Origin of the sequence: Algoriella xinjiangensis (assembly GCF_900115015.1) — a bacterium.
GTDB classification, from domain to species: Bacteria; Bacteroidota; Bacteroidia; order Flavobacteriales; family Weeksellaceae; genus Empedobacter; species Empedobacter xinjiangensis.
In genome coordinates this window covers 115,822-138,244 of record NZ_FOUZ01000003.1, presented here as the reverse complement: position 1 = coordinate 138,244, position 22,423 = coordinate 115,822, and the positions used below count along the sequence as shown (strand labels likewise).

Genomic DNA, 22,423 nt, shown 5'->3' with positions numbered 1-22,423 from the left:
CTTTATAGAAAATTAAATTTTGAGCCAAACCATTCTATTATTCACCGAAAAAATAACCAATCGAATACATTATATATTCGATTTTATTTTGTGTTATTTTTCTGGAATTGACTACAAAACGACTACAGATTTTAACGAATTTAACCAATCAGATTTACCAAAAATCAATTTTTCTAATCAATTTTTAGATGAAGAAATTAATCTTGAGGTTGATGATATTTTAATAGAAAATGAAATTCGATCTTCTATAAATTATAACTCTTTACACGAAGTAGGAAAATGTTTTTATTGGCTTTCTCGTTACGAAGAATACAATTCACCAAAAGAAAATTTTGATAAACACAATCGCTTTTTAGGTTCGGATTTAGATTACTCGCAACCAATTGTTGATATTATTTGTTATGAAATTCAAGCAAAAATAAAAGCTAAATATCCTGAATTAAATTTCAAGCAACGTGTTTTTAAGCAAATCAATACGCATGATGTAGATTATGCATGGAAATATTTGCATCATTCACAAAAAATAAAATTTGGCTCTATAGGTAAAAAATTAATCAAAGGAAATTTAGCTGAATTTAAACAACAATTCAATGTTTTAAATCGTAAACAGAAAGATCCTTACGACACATTTGATTATTTAAAAAATCTTGCCCAAAAACATCAAATAGAAACTATTTTCTTTTGGTTATTGGGCGATTATTCTACGTTTGATAAAAACCATAATTGGGAAAATAAAGAACAGCAAAAATTAATCAAAGAAATTTCGACTTGGGCAAAAATCGGAATTCATCCTTCTTATCAATCTAATAACGATAATACGTTATTAACAACAGAAATAAATCGTTTACAGATAATTACAAATTCTGATGTTAAATTATCTCGTCAACATTTTATAAAATTACAATTACCTATCACTTATCAACAATTGTTAATAAACCAAATTTCAGAAGATTACACAATGGGATTTGCGCATAAAATTGGCTTTAGAGCAGGAACTTCTACTCCTTATAAATGGTTTGATTTAACTACAAATCAACAAACATTGTTAACAATATATCCGTTTGTAGCAATGGATGTTACGTTGAAAAACTATCTAAAATTAACACCCAAAGAAGCCATACAAGAATTAAAAAGCTTGAAACAAACAATTAAAAACGTAAACGGAACGTTTATAACATTATTCCATCAATCAAACTTAAACGAAGAATGGTTAGAATGGCGAAAAGTTTACGAAAGCATTTTTAATGATTAAGCGAATAACACGAAAAAAACTTGATGTAGAAAAATATACAAACTGCCTAAATAATGCTGTGAATTACAGAATTTATGCAGAATATTGGTATTTAGATACGTTGGTTGATGACAATTGGGATTGTTATGTTTTAAATGATTATGAAGCAATAATGCCTTTGCCTTACACCAAAAAAATTGGTGTAAAATTTATAACTCAACCTATTTATTGTCAACAATTAGGTGTTTTTCATAATCAAAATTTTTCGAAAGAAATCTTTGAACAATTTGAAAAAAAACTACACAAAAATCTAGTAAGAGCATATTCTTTTAATGAAGAAAATACTGAATTATTTAGACCAAAAGGAACACAGAAAGTAAATTTTATCTTAAATTTAAATAGACCTTATATCCAAATTTCTGAGAATTATACATCGAAAAGAAATAAAGAATTAAGACGAACTTCTAAAATGAGTTTGGAAATAAATGAAGTTAATAACTTACAAAATTTTCAGTTATTGAAAGATAAATATGAATACATACACACTCATAAATTAGAAAAAAAGTACAAACCAATCTTTGAAACTCTATTAAAAAACGGAACTTTAAGAATATTCGATATATTTTCTAAAGAACAAATATTAATTGGCTCGCAAGCTATGTTATTTTCTAAAAACAGAATTATCTGTCTTTCTTTTGCGAGAAATAGAGAACAAGAAAAACATAACACATCTGCTTATATTCTTGATTATATTATAAAAAATAATGCTGAGAAAGACCTTATTTTTGACTTTGAAGGTTCAACATTACCTGCTGTTGCTAAATTTATGGAAGGCTATTCTCCTCAAAAAAAATACTACTCAATCTATTCTAATATAAATTTTTGATAAAAAAAAACAGAATTAAATCATTAGTAATAATTTTAAAATTACAAATGATTTGAAAATACAGAAGAAAAATAGTTTAGAACTATATATGAATCAGATAAACGATATTTGGATAAAAAATTTGCAAATGATCCAAAAAAATCAAAAGAATTAATCTTTATTTGACTATGGATGGTATTGAAGCTTCAGGCTGTTCAAGTTCGGATTTAAGCCTTCGACAAGTATAAATGTCCGCAATCAATACAATACAACTATTAAAGAAACGACTAGTTAGGATACAGGCGATGCAAATGGTAAAGATTTTACTAATTATATTGGAGAAAAACCGATTAAGTCAGTTTCTTTAAATAATTAAAGAAAACTAGCATTGCAAAAAAACCTGAGAAAAGATACGTAAAAGCTAAGCTTATCGCAGCTCCTTCTAACTGGTATTTTGGAATTAATACCATATCTGAAATAACTAAAACAACAATAGATAAAACAGAAATAATACTATTCCATTTTGCATAACCAATCACCGAAAATAAATTGAGATACAAAACCCGAAACCATAAAGCTAAAACGACTGCACAAGAAGATATAAAGAAAATAAAATCGCCTTTTATATATGCTTTTGAGAAAAATAATTGAAGTATAAAATCTTTGAGAAAAAAACTACCAAACAAAATAATAATACCGATTGGTATAAAAATTCGATAATAATTTTTAATATAAAACTTTAAATAATTTTTGTCTTTTGCATGTTGAACCAATTTTGGAAAATCAGTTTGTATTAAAATCGTTGGTAAAAAAATAAGATTTAAAGGCAATAAAATGGCAACTTTATACAACGCAATATCATTTTCTGTCATAAAATAAGCAATCATCGCAATATCAATCGCAAATAAAAGTTCCGAAGCAAAATATGCAAAAGATTCTAATCGTCCATAATTCCACATTGCTTTAAAATCATATTTTTTCTCTAAAATTGATTGTTGAAAATGATACGATTTCAAGTAAATAAAACTTATAAAAGGACCAATCGCTAGCGAAATAACATAACCCAAAGCACCATAAAAATAAGTCAAAGCAAACGTAATAATTAAGCCAACGATATTTGTGATATTATTAATTTCTGCAAACTTTTTATTATTTCCTTTGATTCGAAAATCTATGATAATATGAGATAAAAAATAATAACCAAAAAGCCTAATTGTAAAGAAAAATATAATCCAGAATAAATGGTCAAATTTGATTGTATAAATCAAGCAAACGCAGACAAATAAAACCGAAACAATAAGTTGATTAACTAAACCTTTCCAAAATAAATGTTGCCCTAATTGATTTTTATCTACTTCATTTTCTAACTCAGAACCATATTTCATAAACATTTGCAATGATCCTATTCCGTTCCAAGGCGTAAAAAAAGAAAGTACAGAAGCTATCAATGTAATTCTTCCAAACTCTGCTTGATTAATCATTTTTACGATAAAAATGGTGTTAATAAGCATGGTGAATTTTGATAAAAAAATGGATATAAAAACGTTCAATCCATTATTTTGTAGAAACTGTTTTATGAATTTATAAAAATCTTTCATTTCAAAACTTGGTTATAAATTTCATCAAAAGCATTTGCAATTTTTTGCATTGAAAAGTTTTCTTTTGCAAAAAGATGAATCTCTTTTTTTGATTTAAAATGTGTCTTATTTTCTAAGATATTTTTTAATGATTGGTACAATTCTTCTTCGTTTTCTGAAGGTGTAATTTGTCCAAAACCTGTAGGGAAAACTTCACTAATTCCACCAACATCGGTTGCTATAACCGGTAAACCACACGCAAACGATTCTATTTGTACACATGGCTGATTCTCGAATCTACTAAACAAAATAAATACATTTGCTTCATTCATTTTTACAGCAACTTCTTGTTGTGATAAAGCTCCAAAAAGAACTAATTTATCAGCAAAATCAGACGTATTTTTATATCTATAAAAAGGTTCTAAATCTCCATTTCCGCCGATATGCAACTCAAAAACATAATTATCTTTCCATAATCGTTCAGTAACTTTTAAAATTCCATCGCAATTTTTTTGAAACGTTAAATTTGAAATATGCAGAAATTTTGGAATTTCATTTTCGATATGATTCGTTGAATTAAAAATATCAAAATCAATTACATTTCTAATTGTTTTGGTTTGTTGTTTTAATCCTAAATTACTCATTGCTTTTCCTAAATTATCAGAAACTGGTAATAAATAACTCGAATTTTTCACAATTTTTTTCATCAAAAACAATTTCACAAAAGGTATGTGCGCAGGATCTTGTGGCAAAAAACCCGTCCAATGTTCTGTAATAACGTACGGAATTTTCTTCGTTAACTTTAAATATAAAGCAACCAAACCTACTGGATAAGTCACATTTACATGAATCAAATCAAACCTTGGATAAGAATTAATTTCTTTGATATATAATTTAAATTTTGTCCATTGATTCTGAATTTTACTTTTACTTGGAAAATAAATTCGAACAATTTTTAAATTATCAATTTGCTCTTCTTCCTTTTTAATTTCAGAAATTCCATTTAAACTAACAACATAAATTACCGTGACATGATGAATTAACGCAACAGCTTTCGCATGACGCTCGACAAAATCGCCATCAAAAAAACTTTTTTTAGAGGGAAACCAACTTGCTAAAAATAATATGTTACGTTTTGTCTTCATTTCTTAAAAAATATACGGTTGAAATCATCAACCATTTTTTTGCTGGATTATTCATCCAATTTTTATATTCGCTCCCAAAATAAGTTTCTAAATCAGAAAAATCTCTTTCTAAATTTACATCTTTTAACCAATTTTTTGTTGGCATAGAAAAACCTTTTTTGGGCATGTACAAAACATCTGATGATAAAATTTTATTTACATTTTTTCTTAAATAAGGTTTATTGTTTTTCTTTGTTAAACCTTTATCTAAATTGGTGCAATTAAAATATTTTTGAACAAACTGATGATCCAAATATGGAAAACGCATTTCGGTTTCAAATTGCATTGATGGTTGATCCGAATGAAAAGTATGATGCGAACTTATGTAATAATAAAAGTCTAAATATGATATTTTTTTTAGCAAAGGAAACGATTCAAACTTAGGATTTGTCTGTTTTACTTGCTTCATTAAAACTGAAATTGGATGTTCCCAATTGTCACTATTGTAATCTTTAAAAAGTTGTTTAATTTCTTCCCAGCTTGCAATACTTCTCATCACAAATGGAGAAGTTTCTAAACTAAATGTTGTTATTTCTTCGTACTTATTTCGTTTACTTCCTTTCAATAAATATTTAAAAGGCTTTAATAAAAATGGTTGTATTTTTTGCAATTGTTTTGCTTGATAATAATAACCATAACCGTAAAATAATTCGTCTAAACCTAATGCATTTTGTAAAACAACATACTTATTTTTATGAGCTTTTTTAGCTAAAAAATAAGCTGGTTCTGGCGAAGAATTTGGTTCTTCTTCCGCTAAACAATATTCTTTAATCGTTTGTAAATTAACTTTATTCTCAATTTCAAAAGCCAATAAATTTAGATTTGCATTCTTCGCATTACTTTCTGCAAATTCTAACTCATTTTGTTCCTCAACTTGATTATTATAAATTGTTATCGCATCAATTTCTACTTTAAGTTGATTAAATTGATACGCCAACAAACCCGAATCTAGTCCGCCACTCAACATTACAGCTTGTTTTACATCAGAAATAGCGGCTAATTCTACAACTTGTTTTACATCATTAAGAAATTCATCTTGCCTAATTTTTCGTTGATCTGGATTGTAATTTAATGTCCAATATGTTTCTTTTTTACAACTAAAATTAGTCAAATTAACAGTTAATTTAGTTGCAGCTTCTAAAGATTTCACTTGCTCATAAACCGTATTGGGCGCAAAACTTGTATTGAGATAATATGAATACGCTAAATGCTTAAAATCAATTTCTTTTTTGACTAAATCTGTTGCAAAAATTCCTTTCATTTCTGATGAAAAAATTATTTTTTCTTTATCTAAAAAATAATAAAAAGGCTTAATTCCAAATCGATCGCGCCAAACTTTAAGTTCATTTTTTGAATAATCAACAAGTGTTATCACAAACATACCGCGAAGATGATGAATAAAATCATCACCCAATTTTAAATATAATTGAAAGACAACTTCCGAATCAGAATCAGATGTAAAGGTTATTTCTTTTAAAAAATTCTCTCTTAATTCTTTGTAATTATAAACTTCGCCATTAAATAAAAATGTAGTTTTTGAATAATTATCATAAAATGGTTGCATGCCATTATTTGATAAATCAATAATAGAAAGTCGATTAAATCCTATCCAATTATTAGATGATATTTTAGTTGAATTTTGAAATTCTTGTTGTGTTTTTTGGTCTGAAAGTTCGCTCGAAAATAAATGAAATTTTTCATCCATAAAACTTGCATGAACTGTATTATTTGGTCCACGATGTTTTATAGATTTTAAAGAGTTGATGATTGCTGAATCATAAAATTTATTCTTCGAAAATATTCCAGAAATTCCGCACATTTATTTTTTATCTTTTATAACGTTTCAGTTCTCTCATCACAAAATAAAGCTGAATGATATAACCAATTCCTGCGAAGAAAGAATATAGGGATAACGTTAAAAGTATGTTTTTATTTAAACCACCAATTACGCATGTTATAAATGTGATAAAAACAAGATAGATGTTGAAGTAAAATGCATAGTGATTTTTCTTAATTACTACGACTATTTGCTGAATAGGATTCATTGCAGAGCGACATAAAATCCAAAAAGAAAGTATCCATGTCATCACGTGCAAACCTTTCCAATCTGGGCCAAGAATCCATTCTAAAATAAATATTCCGATGAAATTCATCAACAATAAAAAGACTGAAATTGCACCAACATTGTACAAAACCACTTTTTTAGCCAAATCGTATAATTGATGCGCTTTTTGATCGACCATGCCTACAGATTTCTGAAAGAAAACTTTTGACATTGAATTTGATAATAACGTTAATGGTGTTACCAAAACTTTTGCGGCATTTCCAAAAAATCCAACATCGTCTTTGGTAAAATAAAATACCAACATAATTGTCATCAAATTATTTGCAATCACATTTAATGAATCCGAAGGCAAAGTATATTTTATGATTTCTTTATTTTTAGAAATCGTTCGTTTTGCTAATCCAAAATCAATGGATGTAAATCGTCCTTTTGTAATCGAAAAATAATAAATACACGAGATAACTGTTCCGAAAATTGTTCCATAAATCAATCCCGTTTCTTTGTAACCCATTGTATAAAATACAAATTGAAATATTACAGAAAAAACAGCATTAATTACAAATCCTGTGGAAATACTTTTGAATAATTTATATTTTGTAAACAAGGAATTCTGAACGTTATTCCACGCTGTAAATAACCCCGCAATACAACTTAATAAAACAACAAATAATGAGGTTTTTAACGAAAATATTTCTTCTACAACTGCATAGCCCAAAAAGAATAAAATAGTTGCAATAGAACTGACTAATAATAATGTTGTAAATAAATTTCGGATGGCTTTGGTTGATTTCGAAAGCACAAAAATATTTTCTAACCGAAAAGTCGTCAAAATAGAAAGAATCGCCACAAAACTTAAAAAGACATTGTAAGTTCCCGACGCTTCAGGACCATACAATCTCGCTAAAAACAAGCCGCCTGCAACCATAATAACTTGCGCAATTGTGTTACCAGCCAACAAAGACAAAACGCCTTTCGCATTCTTCGTTTTAAATTTCTCTAATCTCGTTTTCAATTGATGAATTCTTAATCAACAAATTTACATAAAATCCTTAGCTTTGCGCTTATGAACACAATAAAACACGTTTTTTTCGACCTAGATAATACACTTTGGGATTTCCGCAAAAATGCAAAATTTGCATTAGAAAAGTTGTATATAAAATATGATGTAGAGAGCAGATATGGATTTACTTTTGACGAATTTCATCCACATTACCATGAAAGCAATGAAGGTCTTTGGGCATTAATTCGTGACAAAAAAATTACAAAAGAAGAATTACGCGCACGTCGTTTTAAAGAAGCTTTTGACAATCTTGGAATCAATAATGATGAATTAGCAAAGATTTTTGAAGACGAATACATGGAAACCATTACCAATTATAACGAAGTGGTAGATGGCGCAATGGAGTTATTGGATTATTTGAAACCAAACTATAAATTACACATTATACAAATGGTTTTATAGAAGTTTCGAAACGTAAAATTGAATCTTCGGATTTAAACGGTTATTTTGAAACGGTAACTTATGCAGATGAAATCGCGATTCTGAAACCAGATCCACGTATTTATAATTTGGCAATGGAAAAATCTGGAGCTAAAAAAGATGAATCTATTTACATTGGCGATGATTGGATTGCAGATGCAGTTGGTGCAAATGCGTTTGGAATGTCTGCTATTTTCTTTGATCGTTTAGATGATAATTTTGGGATGGAAAATGTGCCTACAATTAAACATTTGGATGAAGTTAGAAATTATTTATAAATAAGTATTTAATATTCTTTTAATAAGTATTGTTTTTGTTATTTTCGCCGCAATAACCTTTAAAAATATACTTATGAAAAAATTTATTTTACCAAGCCTTTGTGCTTTTACTTTATTATTTAGCTGTAATAATGATGATGATTCATCAAGCAATGCAAGTATTGTTGGAACTTGGAATTATGTTAAATATCAAACTCAATTTTCAAAAGACAATCATATTGAAGATGAGGATATAGCAAATGAATGCACAAAACAAGATGGGTACACATTTAGTAGTGACAATAAATATTCTGCTATTGGTCACGACGATTTTGGAGGCTCTTGCACAATTGACTGGAGAGAAAATGGAACATATCAAATTTCAGGAAAAACAATCCGAATAGAATATGCTCCTAATGATTTTGACGAAGCTGAAATAATTAGTTTAACAGACCACGAATTAATCTTAAAATCTGATTATGGTGAGGATTTAGATGGGGATGGTAAAAATGAAATTGATCTTTTAATCTTAAAAAGATAATTATACAAATAGGTTCAAATTAATTTGAACCTATTTTCTTTTTATAGAAGATTAATATTCCTAAAAAGAAAGACAGATTCTAAAACTTAAATTCAAATCCACTATTTGTCATTCAGAATATAGCGAAGCGGCATGAAGAATCTCTTAGATAATAGAATTTTTCAAGTCTTTAAACTTTATATTTCTCCTTTGTCAAAATGACAACACATTAATTATGATGGAAAACGGATATGTATTAAAATTATATTCTATTTTTGGCAAAACAATATGATATGAATTTTAACAACCTAAAATTTCCGTTTGATATTAAGTTTCATGTTGCAACTTTATCCAATGATTTTTCTGTTTCGGATGCCAACAATCAACCTATATTTTATGTACGAGAAAAAATGTTTTCTTGGCGCGATGTAATTAAAGTGTATCATGATTCTTCGAAAAAAGAAGAATTGTACCAATTACGTTCAAATAAAATAATAGATTTTCAGCAAACTTTTACAATTGCAGATGCCAACGGAAATACAATTGGTAAAGCGCGTAGAAAAACGTTTAAATCTTTCTGGACGGCTACATTTCATATTTACGATGCAAACGACAATCATCTTTATACGATAAAAGAACGAAGCGGTTTTACGCGTATGATGGACGGCATGGTTGGCGAAATTCCTGTACTTGGGTTTTTCTCTGGTTATATTTTTAATCCAAAGTATGTTTTGACCGATTTAAACGGAAAAGAATACATGGAAGCATCAAAAGAACCGTCGTTTTTTGGACGAAAATTTAAGCTAAATCAGTTCAATTCTTCCGAAGATGATTCGCTTTTTGTATTAAGTTTTATGATGATGTTAATTAGTGACAGAAATAGAGGTTAAAATTTTTACTAAAAATAGTTGCAGATTTATAAATAGTTATTATCTTTGCAGTCCAAAATAAGAACAACAGTTTATTATTAGGAATGGCCGAGTGGCGCAACTGAATAGCGCACCTGATTACGGCTCAGGAGGTTACAGGTTTGAATCCTGTCTCGGTCACAAAAAAGCTCATCTAAACAGATGAGCTTTTTTTATTTTATACAATTTCATTTATTTCAGAATTGCTTTCGGTTAGTTCAACTTGTTTTGGCTTTGTCGAAAAGAAAAAGAAACAATTGATAAACCAAGTAATCCAAAATAGATAAAATCCGAAGTGAAAAGACTTTTTCATTAATCGATGCGAAGTTTCGGTAAAATCATAATATGTATAATAGAAACCTGCAACACCAATTAAAATAAACACGATTGGTAAGATTGAACGTTTAACCTTTGATTGCTTTTTGTACTGAGAAAAGCTTAGAATTCCGAAAACAATTAATTGAATTACAAACATAACCAAAGCGGTTTGCCACCACGATTTTAGAATGGTGTATTCGTTGTAAATAATTGTGATTCCGACTTTTCCGATAAACGACATTTTAGAAATTAAAATTCCTGATAACAAGGATAAAATTGCTAAAACGAGTACTGTGATAATTCTGTTTTTCATTTTAATTTAAAAAATTATAAATACTACTCCAATAATTAAACCAATAAAAATTGGTATTCCAACAAGGTAATTATAGAAATTATCTGTTCTAGATGCCGAAGTTGAAAATTCATCAAAAGTTAAAGATGAATTAAACATTTTTAGAATCCAAAACCTTACTGCTGCCCCTAAAAACACACCAATAAACTCAAAAATAATCCAAGCTAATATTTCTAAAATAATATTCATGTATTATATTTTCTAACACTAATATAAAACAAAAAAGCCTCACAAATTGCGAGGCTTTAAAATTATCTAAACAATCAAATCTTATAAATTGATCGAGAAATCCATTAAGTTTTTAAATCTTCTTAAACGATCCGCTAATCCGTCACGTGTTAAAGCATCTAAAGATTCTGTTCCAAATTTTTCGCATGTTACAGATGCTAATGCAGAACCGTAAACAATTGCGCGTTTCATGTTATCGAAAGAGTAATCGTTAGTTTTTGCTAAGTATCCAGAGAAACCTCCAGCAAATGTATCTCCTGCTCCTGTTGGATCAAATACATCTTCTAATGGTAAAGCTGGTGCAAAGAAAACTTGCTCGCCTTGAAATAATAAAGCGCCGTGTTCTCCTTTTTTGATGATAACTGTTTTTGGTCCTAAAGTCATGATTTTTTTAGCCGCTTTTACTAAGCTATATTCACCAGACATTTGGCGCGCTTCTTCGTCATTAATAGAAATAACATCAACATCTTTGATGACATTCATTAAATCATCCCAAGCACAATCCATCCAAAAATTCATTGTGTCTAAAACCACTAAACCTGGACGTTTGTCCAATTGTGTTAAAACACCTTTTTGTACTAAAGGATGTAAATTTCCTAACATTAAAACTTCAGGAGATTTATAGTTTTGAGGAACAACTGGATTGAAAGTTTCTAAAACATTCAATTCTGTTGCCAATGTATCACGCGTATTTAAATCGTTGTGATATTTACCTTCCCAAAAAAATGTTTTTCCTTCTTTTACGATTTCTAAACCATCTAAATTAATTCCTTTCGAAGTTAATAAATCGATGTATTCTTGTGGAAAATCTCCACCTACAACTGAAACGATAGCCGTGTCAACGCCTAATAAAGAAGACGCCATTCCGATATATGTAGCAGCACCACCTAAGATTTTATCTGTTTTTCCGAACGGAGATTCTAATTTATCAAAGGCTACAGTACCTACTGTTAATAAACTCATTTTGTATAATCTAAATTAAATAGTTTGCAAATATATTGAACTTCTTTGAATTATAATGCATTAGCTAAATCTGTAAATGCAATTTCTGTTTGTTCACCAGAAATCATGTCTTTTACAGTTGCTTTTTGCTCTTCAATTTCTTTTTCACCTAACAGAATTACTTTCTTAATTCCTTTTTTATCAGCATATCCCATTTGCTTTTTCATTTTAGCTTCATCAGGATAAACTTCGGTATTAATACCTTGTTGACGCAATTGCTTTACCAATTTCATGGCTTGCGTAGCTTCTTTTGTTCCGAAATTAATGAATAAAGCTTGAATATTAGTCGAATCTTCTATCGCTGGAAATAAATCATTATCTTCTAAAACCAAATAAATTCGGTCTAAACCAAATGAAATTCCAACACCAGAAATATCTTTTAAACCAAAAATACCCGTCAAATCGTCGTAACGACCACCACCACCAATAGATGATTTAAATTCGCCGATTTTAGATTTTACCTCAAAAATTGCTCCTGTATAATAATCTAAACCACGTGCTAACGTTAAATTTAAAATTAAATCCGCAGATTGTAAACCAATAGTTGATGTATTTTCAAAAACAAATTCTAATTCTTCGATTCCTTTTAATCCAGTTTCCGAAGATTTTAAAATTTCTTTTAATTGAGCAAATTGTGTTTTATAATCACCATTCATAGAAAATAAAGGCGATAAAATTTCGATTGCAGCTTCCGAAATTCCTTTTCCGCGCATTTCCTCTTTTACAGCTTCTTCTCCAATTTTATCCAACTTATCTAAAGCCACAGTAAAATCAATCAATTGTGCCGAAATATCTGCAACTTCTGCTAAACCAGATAAAATTTTGCGGTTGTTGATATGGATTTCTACTGGCGCATTTAATTGCGTAAAAACCGAATCGTATAACTGAACAAAATCAACTTCTTGTAACAACGAATCCGAACCTACAACATCTGCATCACACTGAAAAAACTCGCGAAAACGACCTTTTTGTGGACGATCTGCACGCCAAACGGGTTGAATTTGATAACGTTTAAAAGGAAAAGTAATGTCATTTTGATGTTGCACAACATAACGTGCAAAAGGCACAGTTAAATCGTAACGCAACGCTTTTTCCGAAATTTTAGAAATTACCTTTTGACTATCTTTATTTTGCAACAATGTTTCATCAACTTTTGCTAAATAATCACCAGAATTTAAAATTTTGAAGATTAAACGATCTCCTTCTTCTCCATATTTACCTGTTAAAGTTGATAAATTTTCGAATGAAGGTGTTTCGATGGGAGAAAATCCGAATAAAACGAATTGTTTCTTAATCGTATTGATAATATATTGACGACGATTCACTTCTAAAGGCGAGAAATCTCTCGTTCCTTTTGGAATCGATGGTTTTTGAATTGCCATTTTACTTGATCTTTCAATTAAGCAACAAAAATACATCATTTAGATTTTATCGCAACATTTTAGGAATAAATCATTGATTTGACGAAAAACTAAATGATTAATAATAGAATGCGATTCTGAAACGAGTTCAAAATGACAACACACAATTTATAAAGTTTAATCGTTTTTCGTAAAATAAACACAATCGTTAAGCTGAATTTATTTCAGCTTCTCAACTTATTTATCAATTAATAAAATCGTAATTTTGCAGTATGTATTTAAAAGAACTTAAAGCACGACAATTCAAAAATTTTGATGAAAATAATTTCGAATTTTCACCAAAAATTAATGCATTTGTAGGTCAAAACGGCAAAGGTAAAACCAATGTTTTGGACGCAATTCATTATTTGGCTTTAAGTAAATCCTATCTTAATCATTCGGATGTGATGAATATTCAGTTTGAAACTGATTTTTTTACATTAGAAGGAACTTTTGATCGAAATGAATCTGATGATGTTATTTTTTGCTTGGTAAGAGCTGGTCAACCCAAACAATTAAAGCGAAATTCTAAAACTTACGACCGTATTTCTGATCATATTGGACAATATCCTTTGGTGATGATTTCGCCTTATGATAGCGATTTGATCAAGGAAGGAAGTGAAGTTCGACGTAAGTTTTTGGACAATATAATTTCGCAATCAAACAAAAATTATTTGGCAGATTTGATGCGATACAATAAAGTACTGATGCAACGAAATGCTTTGCTTAAATATTTTGTTGCAAATAATACTTTTGAGCCAAGTTCTTTAGAAATTTATGATGAAGAATTAATTTATTTAGGAAAGAGAATACATGAAATTAGAAAAGAATTTATTGAAACTTTTTTAGAAGCTTTCTTAAAATATTACAATGAAATTTCGGAAGGACGAGAAAAAGTAAATATCGAGTATGTTTCGCAATTGAATAATGCTACTTTTGAAACTGTTTTGAAAGATGCTTTGTACAAAGATCGTTCGGCGCAATATTCGACTGCCGGAATTCATAAAGACGATTTATTATTTACGATTTCTAATTATCCTATCAAAAAATTTGGTTCGCAAGGTCAGCAAAAATCATATTTGATTGCCCTAAAATTAGCTCAATTAGATGTTATTAAAAATTCTCTAAATATTACACCTTTGTTATTATTGGATGATATTTTTGATAAATTAGACGAACATCGTGTAACGCAATTGATAAAATTGGTAAACGAAGAACGTTTTGGTCAAATTTTTATTACCGATACACATCCCGACAGAACAGAGCAAATCATCAAACAAATAAATTCTGAAAGTAAAGTTTTCCGTTTATGAAAAAATATGAAAAACGAAGCAATCAACAAACACTTGGTCAAGCTTTAGAACATTTTATCAAGCAAAATGGAAAGGAAGAATTGATTTGGGAAGTGAAAGCAGAAGAGGCTTGGCACAAAGTTATGGGTAAGTTTTTTGAAAAATATACCGATAGAATTGAAGTGAGACAACGTGTTTTGTATGTCAAAATAAATTCGCCTGCAATGCGTCAAGAATTAATGATGGGAAAATCTAAAATTATTGCAAATATCAACGAAGAGCTTAAAAAAGAGTTTTTGGTTGAAGTAAAAATTTATTAAGAAATGCCTTATATCGAGAAATCAACTTATCCGAAACCTAATTTCATCAACCGAAATGCGCATTTATCAACAATAATTCCGGCAAAGTTTAAGAAATATCCCGCACCAAATTATACGCGAGAAAAAATAACTACGGATGATGGTGATTTTTTAAATTTAGATTGGCGAAAACATCAAAATAAAGAACGTTTAGTCATTTTATTTCATGGATTAGAAGGTGATTCGAAACGTACCTACTTAAATAGTTGTTCTGATTATTTTTTTGAGAAAGATTTCAATATTCTAGCTTGGAATCATCGTTCGTGTGGTGGTGAAATGAATACAACTTGTCGTTTATATCATCATGGTGCAACAGACGATATACAGCGTGTTGTAGACAAAGCAATTGATGAAGGTTATCAACGTATTTATTTAGTTGGTTATTCTATGGGTGGCGCTTTGATTTTAAATTATCTTGGTAATCATCAAATCAATCCTAAAATAAAAGGTGCAGTTTCTTTTTCTGCTCCGATATCGCTAAAATCTAGCGCAGATACATTAAAACAATTTCCTAATACGGTTTACTTCAAAAATTTTAAGCGAACATTGGTTCCTAAATTTCAAGAAAAAGCGAAACAGTTTCCAGGTTTATTAAATGAAGAAATGATTGATAAAATTAAAACATTTGATGAAATTGATGAATATTTTACTGCAGCTATGCATGGTTATTCTTCTAAAGAAGATTATTATGATAAAGCTTCTCCTGCAACTGTTTTGGATAATATAACAATACCTTGTTTGATTGTAAATGCTGCAAATGATCCTTTTTTAGGTTTGGATTGCTATCCAATTGAACGTTTTAAAAATCATAAATTCTGCTATTTTGAAATGCCAAAATATGGTGGACATTGTGGTTTTCCTTTAGAAAATAATTCACATTCTTGGGCAGAAATTAGGGCTTTTGAATTTATAGAAAGTTTAAGTTTATAGTATAAAAAAATCCCCTCAATTGAGGGGATTTTTTATACTATAAATTTTATTATCTACCGTTATTAACAGTTTCATCAATATATTGATTGTTATCAATCTCTATTTGAGGAATTTTCAAGATAAATCTATTGTCATTTGGTGTTAAAGTAATCAATTTAGGATGGTTACCTGTTCTTACGATACCACGTTGTAAACGTTTTGCATCAAACCATTCAACTCCATTTTCTCCATAAAGCTCTTTTCTACGCTCTAAAAGAATTTCATCAAATAAAACTGTTCCAGATAAATTTTGATTAACATAACCAGTATATCTTGTTGATTTAAAATCATTCAAAATTTGATTTGCTTCAGTTACATTACCTTGGTGGTAAGCTGCTTCTGCTGCTACTAAAACAAATTCTGGTAATCTAAAAATTGCAGCATCCGAAGTGAACGAAAATTTGAATTTCTTCGTTGTGTAATATCTTGCATCTGTTGTAGGTAAAGTTGTACTTTTTAAAGCAAAAGCTTCTTTACGTCTATCATTCGCTGCAAATTTATTTACAAAATCAACATTAATATATCCATTATTATATGCTGATGTTACATTATCCATAAATGCATGAGGAGCTAAATAATAATAGTTTGACTGATCTGAACTTTGTGGTAATACCCAAGCCCATTCTTTATCAGTTCTATCATTAAATCCTATTGGTTTATATGTTGTAACTGTATTTAATGAAGCTTTCACATCACCTTTATATGCTATTTTAGCCATAGATTCAGCTTTAGCCCACTCTTCCATAGATAGATAAACATTAGAAAGCATACCAGCTGCAACTTGTTTGTTTACCCATGAATTATCAATACGATTATCAGAACCGTTTTGAACAGCATATTCTAAATCTTCTGTAATAAATTTATATAAGTCTTCTAATTTAGACATTGGTTTTCCTTCTGGAGTTACCTCAGTATAAATTGGAGGTGCTACAGCTGCAGGATCTTTTTTCAATGCATGATTAAACTCTAATGCTAATTGAAAATAATAGAATCCTCTTAATGCTTTAGCTTGACTTAAATAATATGTTTTATCAACTTCTGCTACTGTTTTAGTATTTTCTACTCCTTTTACAAATTGATTTAATTTTGCAATCATTGCATAAGGATATCTCCAATTAAAAATAGTTCTTCTGTAAGTAGGTTCTCTATTTTCGTTTTGGTAATCAAAGTTATACCAGCTATTATAAATAATAACGTCATTTCCTTTTACCGCTCTAGCAAATTCTAAAGCATACAATCCTCCCGCATCTGTAGATGCTGCGAATGTGTCATCACTCCATTGACCTCTTTGAAATCTTAACAGACCAGCCATTGTTGCATTAATTCCTTCTACCGATTTATATGCATCCGTCTCAGATAAATTTCCTGTGTCAGAGTTACTTGGCTCATCTAAGTAACTATCCATACAACCAGTACCTAATAAAGTAGTACCAACAGTTGCTAATAATATTATAAATTTTTTCATTTTATTAAAGTTTAACGTTAAATCCTACAGTATAAGTTCTTTGCTGATAAGATCTACTGAATGTTGTTCCTCCTACTGATTGCTCTGGATCAAGACCTTTGTGTGATTGAAAAGTCAATAAATTATCTCCTTGGAAATAAATTCTTAATCCTTTTAATCCCATTTGACCTACTGCTTTATCAGAGAAATTATACCCTAAATTAAGCGCTTTCAATCTCAAGTAATCATTTTTAAACAAAAATCTTGTTGATGTTGAGTTATAGTCATTATTTGAGGCTAATAATTTTGGAACATCTGTAATGTCTCCAGGATTTTGCCATCTATCTTTAATGTCTTCTGATAATTGGTATCCAGCTGTTTTAATAGAGTTCATTAATCCTCCGTAAGAAGAATCATAAATGTAACCACCTACACTAAAGTTAAATAAAACGTTTAAATCAATGTTTTTGTAACGGAAATAATTTGAGAAACCTCCTTCAAAATCTGGTAAAGCTGATTTGTCTTGAATATAACGAGTTGCCTCTGCGTAAACTTTAGTTGTTACTTTGTTACCATTTGCATCGTTTTTATACCACATTGCCGCACCATCTGCAGCATCTACACCCGCATATTCTTGAAGATAGAAATCGTATCTAGAACCACCTACTTTTAATACATTAAGTCCCATAATTAATTGATCTGAACCATTTAATTTTAAAACTTCATTATATGTTCTACCAACGTTAATGTTTGTACTCCATTCAAAATTATCGTTGCGTACGTTAATTGTATTTAAGTTTACCTCAAAACCATAGTTTTTAAGCGATCCAATATTCGTGATAATTGACGCTTGTCCACCACCACTAGGAGATATAGCTTTCCCCATAATTAAGTCAATTGATTTTCTATCAAAATAATTTACATAACCTGTAATTCTATTTTTAAAGAAACCGAAATCTAAACCTACGTTTAATGAACCTGTTCTTTCCCATTTGATATTAGGATCTACTAAACTTCCAATCAAAATACCTGCTTCGTCTAATTGCGACGATCCTGATTCGTAGCCTTGTAAATAAGGAAAATAATTTTGTACTCCTGCATTTAATACTTGATTATTTCCTACTTCTCCGTAAGATCCTCTAAGTTTTAAGTCAGAAACCACACTATTTCCTTTTAAAAATTCTTCTTTAGAAATAATCCATGATGCACCTACTGAATAAAAATCTCCCCATCTAGTATCTCTAGAGAAACGAGATGAAGCTTCTTTTCTGTATGATCCTTCTACGAAATATTTTCCCATATAGTCGTACGTTAAACGAGACATATATGCTAAATTTCTTTCACTAGATATTGATCCTGAAACACTTTCTGGCATTGTAGTACCTCCAATAACAGAAATACCTGGTAAGAAACCTGTCCCTTTTGCTCCTGTTGTTTCGTAAGTGTAATCATATAAATCCATGATAGCATCTACACTAAATGTATGATCTCCAAAAGATTTATTATAATTTAAAATATTTGTAATATTTTTTGTTATCTGTGTATCTCTATTTTTTTCGATACGCCCACCAACTCCTGCAGCATTACCGTATAAATTACTAGACCACTGAGAATTGTCGTACAAATAACTTTGGTACCCAATACTAGATCTTAAAGATAAATCTTCATTGAATTTAATTTTAGCAAATCCGCTAACGTTAATGTTCGTTCTTTTATTTTTTACTTTATATCCTTCTACTAATGCTGCGTAAGCATTTTCGTTTGATAATAATGGTCTTGTTCCATTTACTAATTGTGATGGATCTTGTCCATAGTCGTAAATTAACTCCCCTAAGTCATTGTAAGCTAAACCTCCATTTACATTTCTTTTATAAACTGGATAAATATTAGACATACTGTTGATCCATTGAATTGGAGATTGGTATGAACTACCAGATTGTGTTGGTCCATTTTCATTAGAAAAACCTGCAATCATATTTGCACCTAATTCTAACCAATTATTTGCTTTTGTATTTACACTAGCTTTAACCGTTGTTCTCTCAAAGCGAGAAGTAATTACAGAACCTTCTTGGTTTAAATAACTTGCACCTACATTATAAGTTGTAAAATCATTACCACCATCAACATTTAAGCTATACTCTCTTCTTGCTGCAGTTTTGTTTTGAATTAAATCTTCCCAATCAGTATCCCATAGCAATGCAGCTCCTGGTACTAAATTACCATTTGCATCAATTGGTTTTGCAATAGAACCATAAGGATTATATCCTAAAAAACCGATTAATTTATCAGAAGCATCTTGACCAGCTAAAGCACCTTTTGTACTAGAGTTTTTAAGTGCTTCCCAAGCATATTTCATATAATCTTCTGCACCAACTTTCTTATACATTTTTACTGCATTGTCTGCAACTCCAAATTGAGAAGTAAAAGAGATTCTTGGTTCTGCTGATTTTCTTCCTTTTTTAGTTTCAATTAAGATTACACCATTTGCTCCACGAGCACCATAAAGTGCTGTAGAACCAGCGTCTTTAAGAACATTGATAGATTCTATCATGTCCTGGCTAATCATACTTAAACTTCCATTAAAAGGAATACCATCTAATACGATTAATGGCTCTGAAGATGCATTAATCGAAGAAATTCCACGAATTCGAATAGATGGTGTAGTTCCTGGTTGTCCACCATCGCTAATAATATTTACACCAGCAACAGATCCTTGGATTGCTGAAATAACGTTAGTAGCTTGTTGTTTTTCAAGTATTTTTTCATCTACAACAGATACAGCACCTACAATAGCTTCTTTTCTTTGTTTTCCGAACGCTACAGTTACTAAAGCTTCTTTTAATTCTGTCTCGTTACTATATTTTAAAGCGCCTAGATTATTAGACGTAACTTTAAATTCTTTACCATTAATAACTAATGTATCTCCTACTTTAGCGTCAACGTTAAAACTTCCGTTTTCATCAGTATAAGCAACTTTATCAGTTCCTTTAACTACAACTTCAGCATCAGCTTCAGGAAATCCGTTTCCATCCTTAACTACACCTGTTACTTGAGCAAAAGCCATTGTTCCTAATCCTAGGAAAGCTAATAAGCCCAAAGATGTTAATCTTCTCCTCATAGTTTTATTTTTATAACATTTTAAACAAAACTCTAACTTTTTTTTAAGATTTCCAAAAAAGTGGAAGTATTTTTTTATTTTTAAACATCTTAAGAAGAATTATATATTATTTTTATAACAGAGCAACCACTCCTTAATATAATTAGGTATTGATTATAACTTTACGCCTTTTTCATCTTAATTTTGAGTATCAAAATATTATTAAATCTTGTTTTTACTTGATATATGTCTTTTTTTTATTAACATTTATTAACATTATCCACTTACATATACGTTAATATTTCTAAAAATTAAAAAATATCTAATTATTCATCAGTATCTAAAATATTATTTATTAATATTTTGAGGTTAGTTTATCATATAGGATTATTCCAAAACTTTATATAAACAAAAAAGGCGAACAATATGTTCGCCTTTTTTGTTTATGTAGATTTTTAGATCTAAATGATTAATCTATTTTTATATTATCTACTACTAAATCATAAGCAACATCTTTACCTACTTTTAGTGCAAAAACATTTTGTCCTGCTGTTTTCTGAATATCAACACTAGTTATATCTAATGTTACCAAAACCCATTCTCCTTTTGTATCAATAATACCGTTGTATTGGTTTGTTTCTGTAGAAGCAAGTGTTACAGCAGAATTACTTAGATCGCCAAGGTTATAAACCACATATTTAGTATCTGTTTTATAAACATTTAATGATAAAGATTTACCCGCCGTTCCTTTTACATAAAATGTAATTTTCTTTGGCGTTGCTGGTATTGCATTATTAACGACCGTTGTAAATACATAATCATTTGCAATAGGCGTTCCTTTTAATTGCAATGCATTGGTATTATCTCTTCCTAATCCTACGCCACTCATAGCATATCCAGTTTTATTTAAATCAAAACTATTGATAGACGCTAAAAATTCGCTCCAATTATTAAAATCTGATCCTTTAAATAATAAGTTTGCTGCTTCGGTTGTGTTACCACCACCAGGGTTTGTTCCGCCACCTACATCAAATCGTGGTTGATCAAATTTAACATCTTTTGTATCGCGAATATAAACTTGCCATGTTGAACCATATTTAGAGACTACAACTGTTATAGATCCACTACCTGTAGGTAATAATTCATCTTTCCAATCTGCAAAGTTTGAGTTTCTTACAACAACATTTTTCAATGACCCTTTTTTATCTACCAATTCTCTGTTTTCTATTTGGCTTGCTGTTCCATATGTTTTATCAATATCTGGTTGTAAAAATTGTACATTATTTATTTTTACTAATGTATTGACGTTCTCATTTTTCATGGCTTCTGCCAAACTATTAAATTCTTTCGGTTTTATTTCTTGTATTGGATCACATGTTTTTACAATATACTTTTCATATTCTGTAAGCGCTATACGACCTAAATCATAAGTAGGATCTACAGAACCTATTTTTATGATACCTGCTCTTGTGTCTTTTTGAGCTCTTAAACCTTTAAGATTAATTTGAATTTTAGACCCTAATGGATATTGTGTATATAAATTCCCTGCATTAATTTCTATTTGTGTTCCTACAGTAGGATTAGTAGGATCGTCTTGAATAGAAATTGTTTTGTAAATATTACCTGTTTCGTCACTAGAAATTACATAAGCCTCTAAGATTAGATCATCTGTTATTGCTTTATTTGCATCAAGATTTAATTGATTTGCATTAATCTTTTGCATCAATTCTGGCAATTTTATATTTGCCTCTGGTAAATTACACTCGATTGGTGGTGTCGCATAATCATCATCATGTACACACGATTGTGCTACAAAAAGTCCTAAACTTAATGTAACTGCAACTGAAATTTTAGATATTGTATTCATTTTAATTG

At 29.6% G+C, this 22,423-nt stretch carries 20 protein-coding genes and 1 tRNA gene; 10 read left to right on the top strand and 11 right to left on the bottom strand.

Annotated features, from left to right (window positions below; genetic code table 11):
- The first annotated feature begins 19 nt into the window (after positions 1-19).
- Both BM072_RS03770 and BM072_RS03765 read left to right on the top strand, forming a co-directional pair.
- Positions 20-1,252 (top strand): polysaccharide deacetylase family protein, encoded by a 1,233-nt coding sequence (locus BM072_RS03770; RefSeq protein ID WP_125113497.1) that lies wholly within the window; start codon positions 20-22, stop codon positions 1,250-1,252.
- Entirely contained in the window at positions 1,245-2,117 is an 873-nt protein-coding gene (locus BM072_RS03765) for a hypothetical protein (protein ID WP_092906697.1), read from the top strand. Before BM072_RS03770 ends, BM072_RS03765 begins: the two co-directional genes overlap by 8 nt.
- 329 nt (positions 2,118-2,446) lie before the next feature.
- On the opposite strand, the gene BM072_RS03760 is transcribed toward BM072_RS03765, so the two are convergent.
- The 4 genes from BM072_RS03760 to BM072_RS03745 all read right to left on the bottom strand — a co-directional run bounded on the left by BM072_RS03760 (position 2,447) and on the right by BM072_RS03745 (position 7,934).
- The gene (locus BM072_RS03760) at positions 2,447-3,577 is read right to left on the bottom strand and encodes an MATE family efflux transporter (protein ID WP_143080472.1); all 1,131 of its coding nucleotides are present in this window, start codon (positions 3,575-3,577) and stop codon (positions 2,447-2,449) included.
- 113 nt (positions 3,578-3,690) lie between these two features.
- Positions 3,691-4,818, bottom strand: coding sequence for a glycosyltransferase (locus BM072_RS03755; protein WP_092906693.1), 1,128 nt, complete (start codon positions 4,816-4,818; stop codon positions 3,691-3,693).
- Positions 4,802-6,676 carry an asparagine synthase (glutamine-hydrolyzing) gene (gene asnB / locus BM072_RS03750; protein ID WP_092906691.1) on the bottom strand — a complete coding sequence of 625 codons (1,875 nt, stop codon included), beginning with the start codon at positions 6,674-6,676 and terminating at the stop codon, positions 4,802-4,804. Before asnB ends, BM072_RS03755 begins: the two co-directional genes overlap by 17 nt.
- 7 nt (positions 6,677-6,683) lie before the next feature.
- Positions 6,684-7,934 (bottom strand): lipopolysaccharide biosynthesis protein, encoded by a 1,251-nt coding sequence (locus BM072_RS03745; protein ID WP_092906689.1) that lies wholly within the window; start codon positions 7,932-7,934, stop codon positions 6,684-6,686.
- A 51-nt stretch (positions 7,935-7,985) separates the two neighbouring features.
- On the opposite strand from BM072_RS03745, the gene BM072_RS15550 reads away from it, so the two are divergent.
- From BM072_RS15550 to BM072_RS03725, 5 genes are all read left to right on the top strand, one after another.
- On the top strand, positions 7,986-8,384 hold the full coding sequence (locus BM072_RS15550; protein ID WP_245752047.1) for an HAD family hydrolase: 399 nt from the start codon (positions 7,986-7,988) through the stop codon (positions 8,382-8,384).
- Positions 8,357-8,680 carry an HAD family hydrolase gene (locus BM072_RS15545; RefSeq protein WP_338061005.1) on the top strand — a complete coding sequence of 108 codons (324 nt, stop codon included), beginning with the start codon at positions 8,357-8,359 and terminating at the stop codon, positions 8,678-8,680. Before BM072_RS15550 ends, BM072_RS15545 begins: the two co-directional genes overlap by 28 nt.
- Before the next feature lie 73 nt (positions 8,681-8,753).
- Entirely contained in the window at positions 8,754-9,200 is a 447-nt protein-coding gene (locus BM072_RS03735) for a lipocalin-like domain-containing protein (RefSeq protein WP_092906687.1), read from the top strand.
- Positions 9,201-9,472: 272 nt separating this feature from the next.
- On the top strand, positions 9,473-10,069 hold the full coding sequence (locus BM072_RS03730) for an LURP-one-related family protein (RefSeq protein ID WP_092906685.1): 597 nt from the start codon (positions 9,473-9,475) through the stop codon (positions 10,067-10,069).
- 85 nt (positions 10,070-10,154) lie between these two features.
- A tRNA-Arg gene (locus BM072_RS03725) sits at positions 10,155-10,228 on the top strand.
- 37 nt (positions 10,229-10,265) lie between these two features.
- Here the strand turns inward: BM072_RS03725 and BM072_RS03720 are convergent.
- From BM072_RS03720 to hisS, 4 genes are all read right to left on the bottom strand, one after another.
- The gene (locus BM072_RS03720) at positions 10,266-10,718 is read right to left on the bottom strand and encodes a hypothetical protein (RefSeq protein ID WP_092906683.1); all 453 of its coding nucleotides are present in this window, start codon (positions 10,716-10,718) and stop codon (positions 10,266-10,268) included.
- Positions 10,719-10,724: 6 nt separating this feature from the next.
- Entirely contained in the window at positions 10,725-10,946 is a 222-nt protein-coding gene (locus tag BM072_RS03715) for a hypothetical protein (RefSeq protein WP_092906681.1), read from the bottom strand.
- An 81-nt stretch (positions 10,947-11,027) separates the two neighbouring features.
- Positions 11,028-11,948, bottom strand: coding sequence for a PfkB family carbohydrate kinase (locus BM072_RS03710; RefSeq protein WP_092906679.1), 921 nt, complete (start codon positions 11,946-11,948; stop codon positions 11,028-11,030).
- 50 nt (positions 11,949-11,998) lie between these two features.
- Positions 11,999-13,369, bottom strand: coding sequence for a histidine--tRNA ligase (gene hisS / locus BM072_RS03705; RefSeq protein WP_092906677.1), 1,371 nt, complete (start codon positions 13,367-13,369; stop codon positions 11,999-12,001).
- Between the two features lie 251 nt (positions 13,370-13,620).
- On the opposite strand from hisS, the gene recF reads away from it, so the two are divergent.
- Genes recF through BM072_RS03690 form a run of 3 tightly spaced genes read left to right on the top strand, consistent with a single transcriptional unit; the run spans position 13,621 to position 15,968 of the window.
- Positions 13,621-14,700, top strand: a complete 1,080-nt coding sequence (gene recF / locus BM072_RS03700) for a DNA replication/repair protein RecF (protein ID WP_092906675.1) — start codon at positions 13,621-13,623, stop codon at positions 14,698-14,700.
- The gene (locus BM072_RS03695; protein WP_092906673.1) at positions 14,697-14,999 is read left to right on the top strand and encodes a DciA family protein; all 303 of its coding nucleotides are present in this window, start codon (positions 14,697-14,699) and stop codon (positions 14,997-14,999) included. Before recF ends, BM072_RS03695 begins: the two co-directional genes overlap by 4 nt.
- A 3-nt stretch (positions 15,000-15,002) precedes the next feature.
- The gene (locus tag BM072_RS03690) at positions 15,003-15,968 is read left to right on the top strand and encodes a YheT family hydrolase (protein WP_092906671.1); all 966 of its coding nucleotides are present in this window, start codon (positions 15,003-15,005) and stop codon (positions 15,966-15,968) included.
- A 49-nt stretch (positions 15,969-16,017) separates the two neighbouring features.
- Here the strand turns inward: BM072_RS03690 and BM072_RS03685 are convergent, their stop codons facing one another.
- The 3 genes from BM072_RS03685 to BM072_RS03675 all read right to left on the bottom strand — a co-directional run bounded on the left by BM072_RS03685 (position 16,018) and on the right by BM072_RS03675 (position 22,415).
- A complete protein-coding gene (locus BM072_RS03685; RefSeq protein ID WP_092906669.1) occupies positions 16,018-17,472 on the bottom strand; it encodes a RagB/SusD family nutrient uptake outer membrane protein in 1,455 nt (484 codons plus the stop codon).
- Between the two features lie 4 nt (positions 17,473-17,476).
- Positions 17,477-20,569, bottom strand: coding sequence for a SusC/RagA family TonB-linked outer membrane protein (locus tag BM072_RS03680; protein ID WP_092906667.1), 3,093 nt, complete (start codon positions 20,567-20,569; stop codon positions 17,477-17,479).
- 448 nt (positions 20,570-21,017) lie between these two features.
- A complete protein-coding gene (locus BM072_RS03675; protein ID WP_092906665.1) occupies positions 21,018-22,415 on the bottom strand; it encodes a DUF5689 domain-containing protein in 1,398 nt (465 codons plus the stop codon).
- Positions 22,416-22,423: the final 8 nt, after the last annotated feature.

Excerpts from the sequence above, each read along its gene's own strand:
- BM072_RS03755 (WP_092906693.1), bottom strand. The coding sequence starts at position 4,818 with ATGAAGACAAAACGTAACATATTATTTTTAGCAAGTTGGTTTCCCTCT.
- BM072_RS03685 (WP_092906669.1), bottom strand. The coding sequence starts at position 17,472 with ATGAAAAAATTTATAATATTATTAGCAACTGTTGGTACTACTTTATTA.
- asnB (WP_092906691.1), bottom strand. The coding sequence starts at position 6,676 with ATGTGCGGAATTTCTGGAATATTTTCGAAGAATAAATTTTATGATTCA.
- BM072_RS03675 (WP_092906665.1), bottom strand. The coding sequence starts at position 22,415 with ATGAATACAATATCTAAAATTTCAGTTGCAGTTACATTAAGTTTAGGA.
- BM072_RS03680 (WP_092906667.1), bottom strand. The coding sequence starts at position 20,569 with ATGAGGAGAAGATTAACATCTTTGGGCTTATTAGCTTTCCTAGGATTA.
- recF (WP_092906675.1), top strand. The coding sequence starts at position 13,621 with ATGTATTTAAAAGAACTTAAAGCACGACAATTCAAAAATTTTGATGAA.
- BM072_RS03730 (WP_092906685.1), top strand. The coding sequence starts at position 9,473 with ATGAATTTTAACAACCTAAAATTTCCGTTTGATATTAAGTTTCATGTT.
- BM072_RS03760 (WP_143080472.1), bottom strand. The coding sequence starts at position 3,577 with ATGATTAATCAAGCAGAGTTTGGAAGAATTACATTGATAGCTTCTGTA.
- BM072_RS03765 (WP_092906697.1), top strand. The coding sequence starts at position 1,245 with ATGATTAAGCGAATAACACGAAAAAAACTTGATGTAGAAAAATATACA.
- BM072_RS15550 (WP_245752047.1), top strand. The coding sequence starts at position 7,986 with ATGAACACAATAAAACACGTTTTTTTCGACCTAGATAATACACTTTGG.
- BM072_RS03735 (WP_092906687.1), top strand. The coding sequence starts at position 8,754 with ATGAAAAAATTTATTTTACCAAGCCTTTGTGCTTTTACTTTATTATTT.
- hisS (WP_092906677.1), bottom strand. The coding sequence starts at position 13,369 with ATGGCAATTCAAAAACCATCGATTCCAAAAGGAACGAGAGATTTCTCG.
- BM072_RS03690 (WP_092906671.1), top strand. The coding sequence starts at position 15,003 with ATGCCTTATATCGAGAAATCAACTTATCCGAAACCTAATTTCATCAAC.
- BM072_RS03710 (WP_092906679.1), bottom strand. The coding sequence starts at position 11,948 with ATGAGTTTATTAACAGTAGGTACTGTAGCCTTTGATAAATTAGAATCT.
- BM072_RS03720 (WP_092906683.1), bottom strand. The coding sequence starts at position 10,718 with ATGAAAAACAGAATTATCACAGTACTCGTTTTAGCAATTTTATCCTTG.
- BM072_RS03695 (WP_092906673.1), top strand. The coding sequence starts at position 14,697 with ATGAAAAAATATGAAAAACGAAGCAATCAACAAACACTTGGTCAAGCT.
- BM072_RS03715 (WP_092906681.1), bottom strand. The coding sequence starts at position 10,946 with ATGAATATTATTTTAGAAATATTAGCTTGGATTATTTTTGAGTTTATT.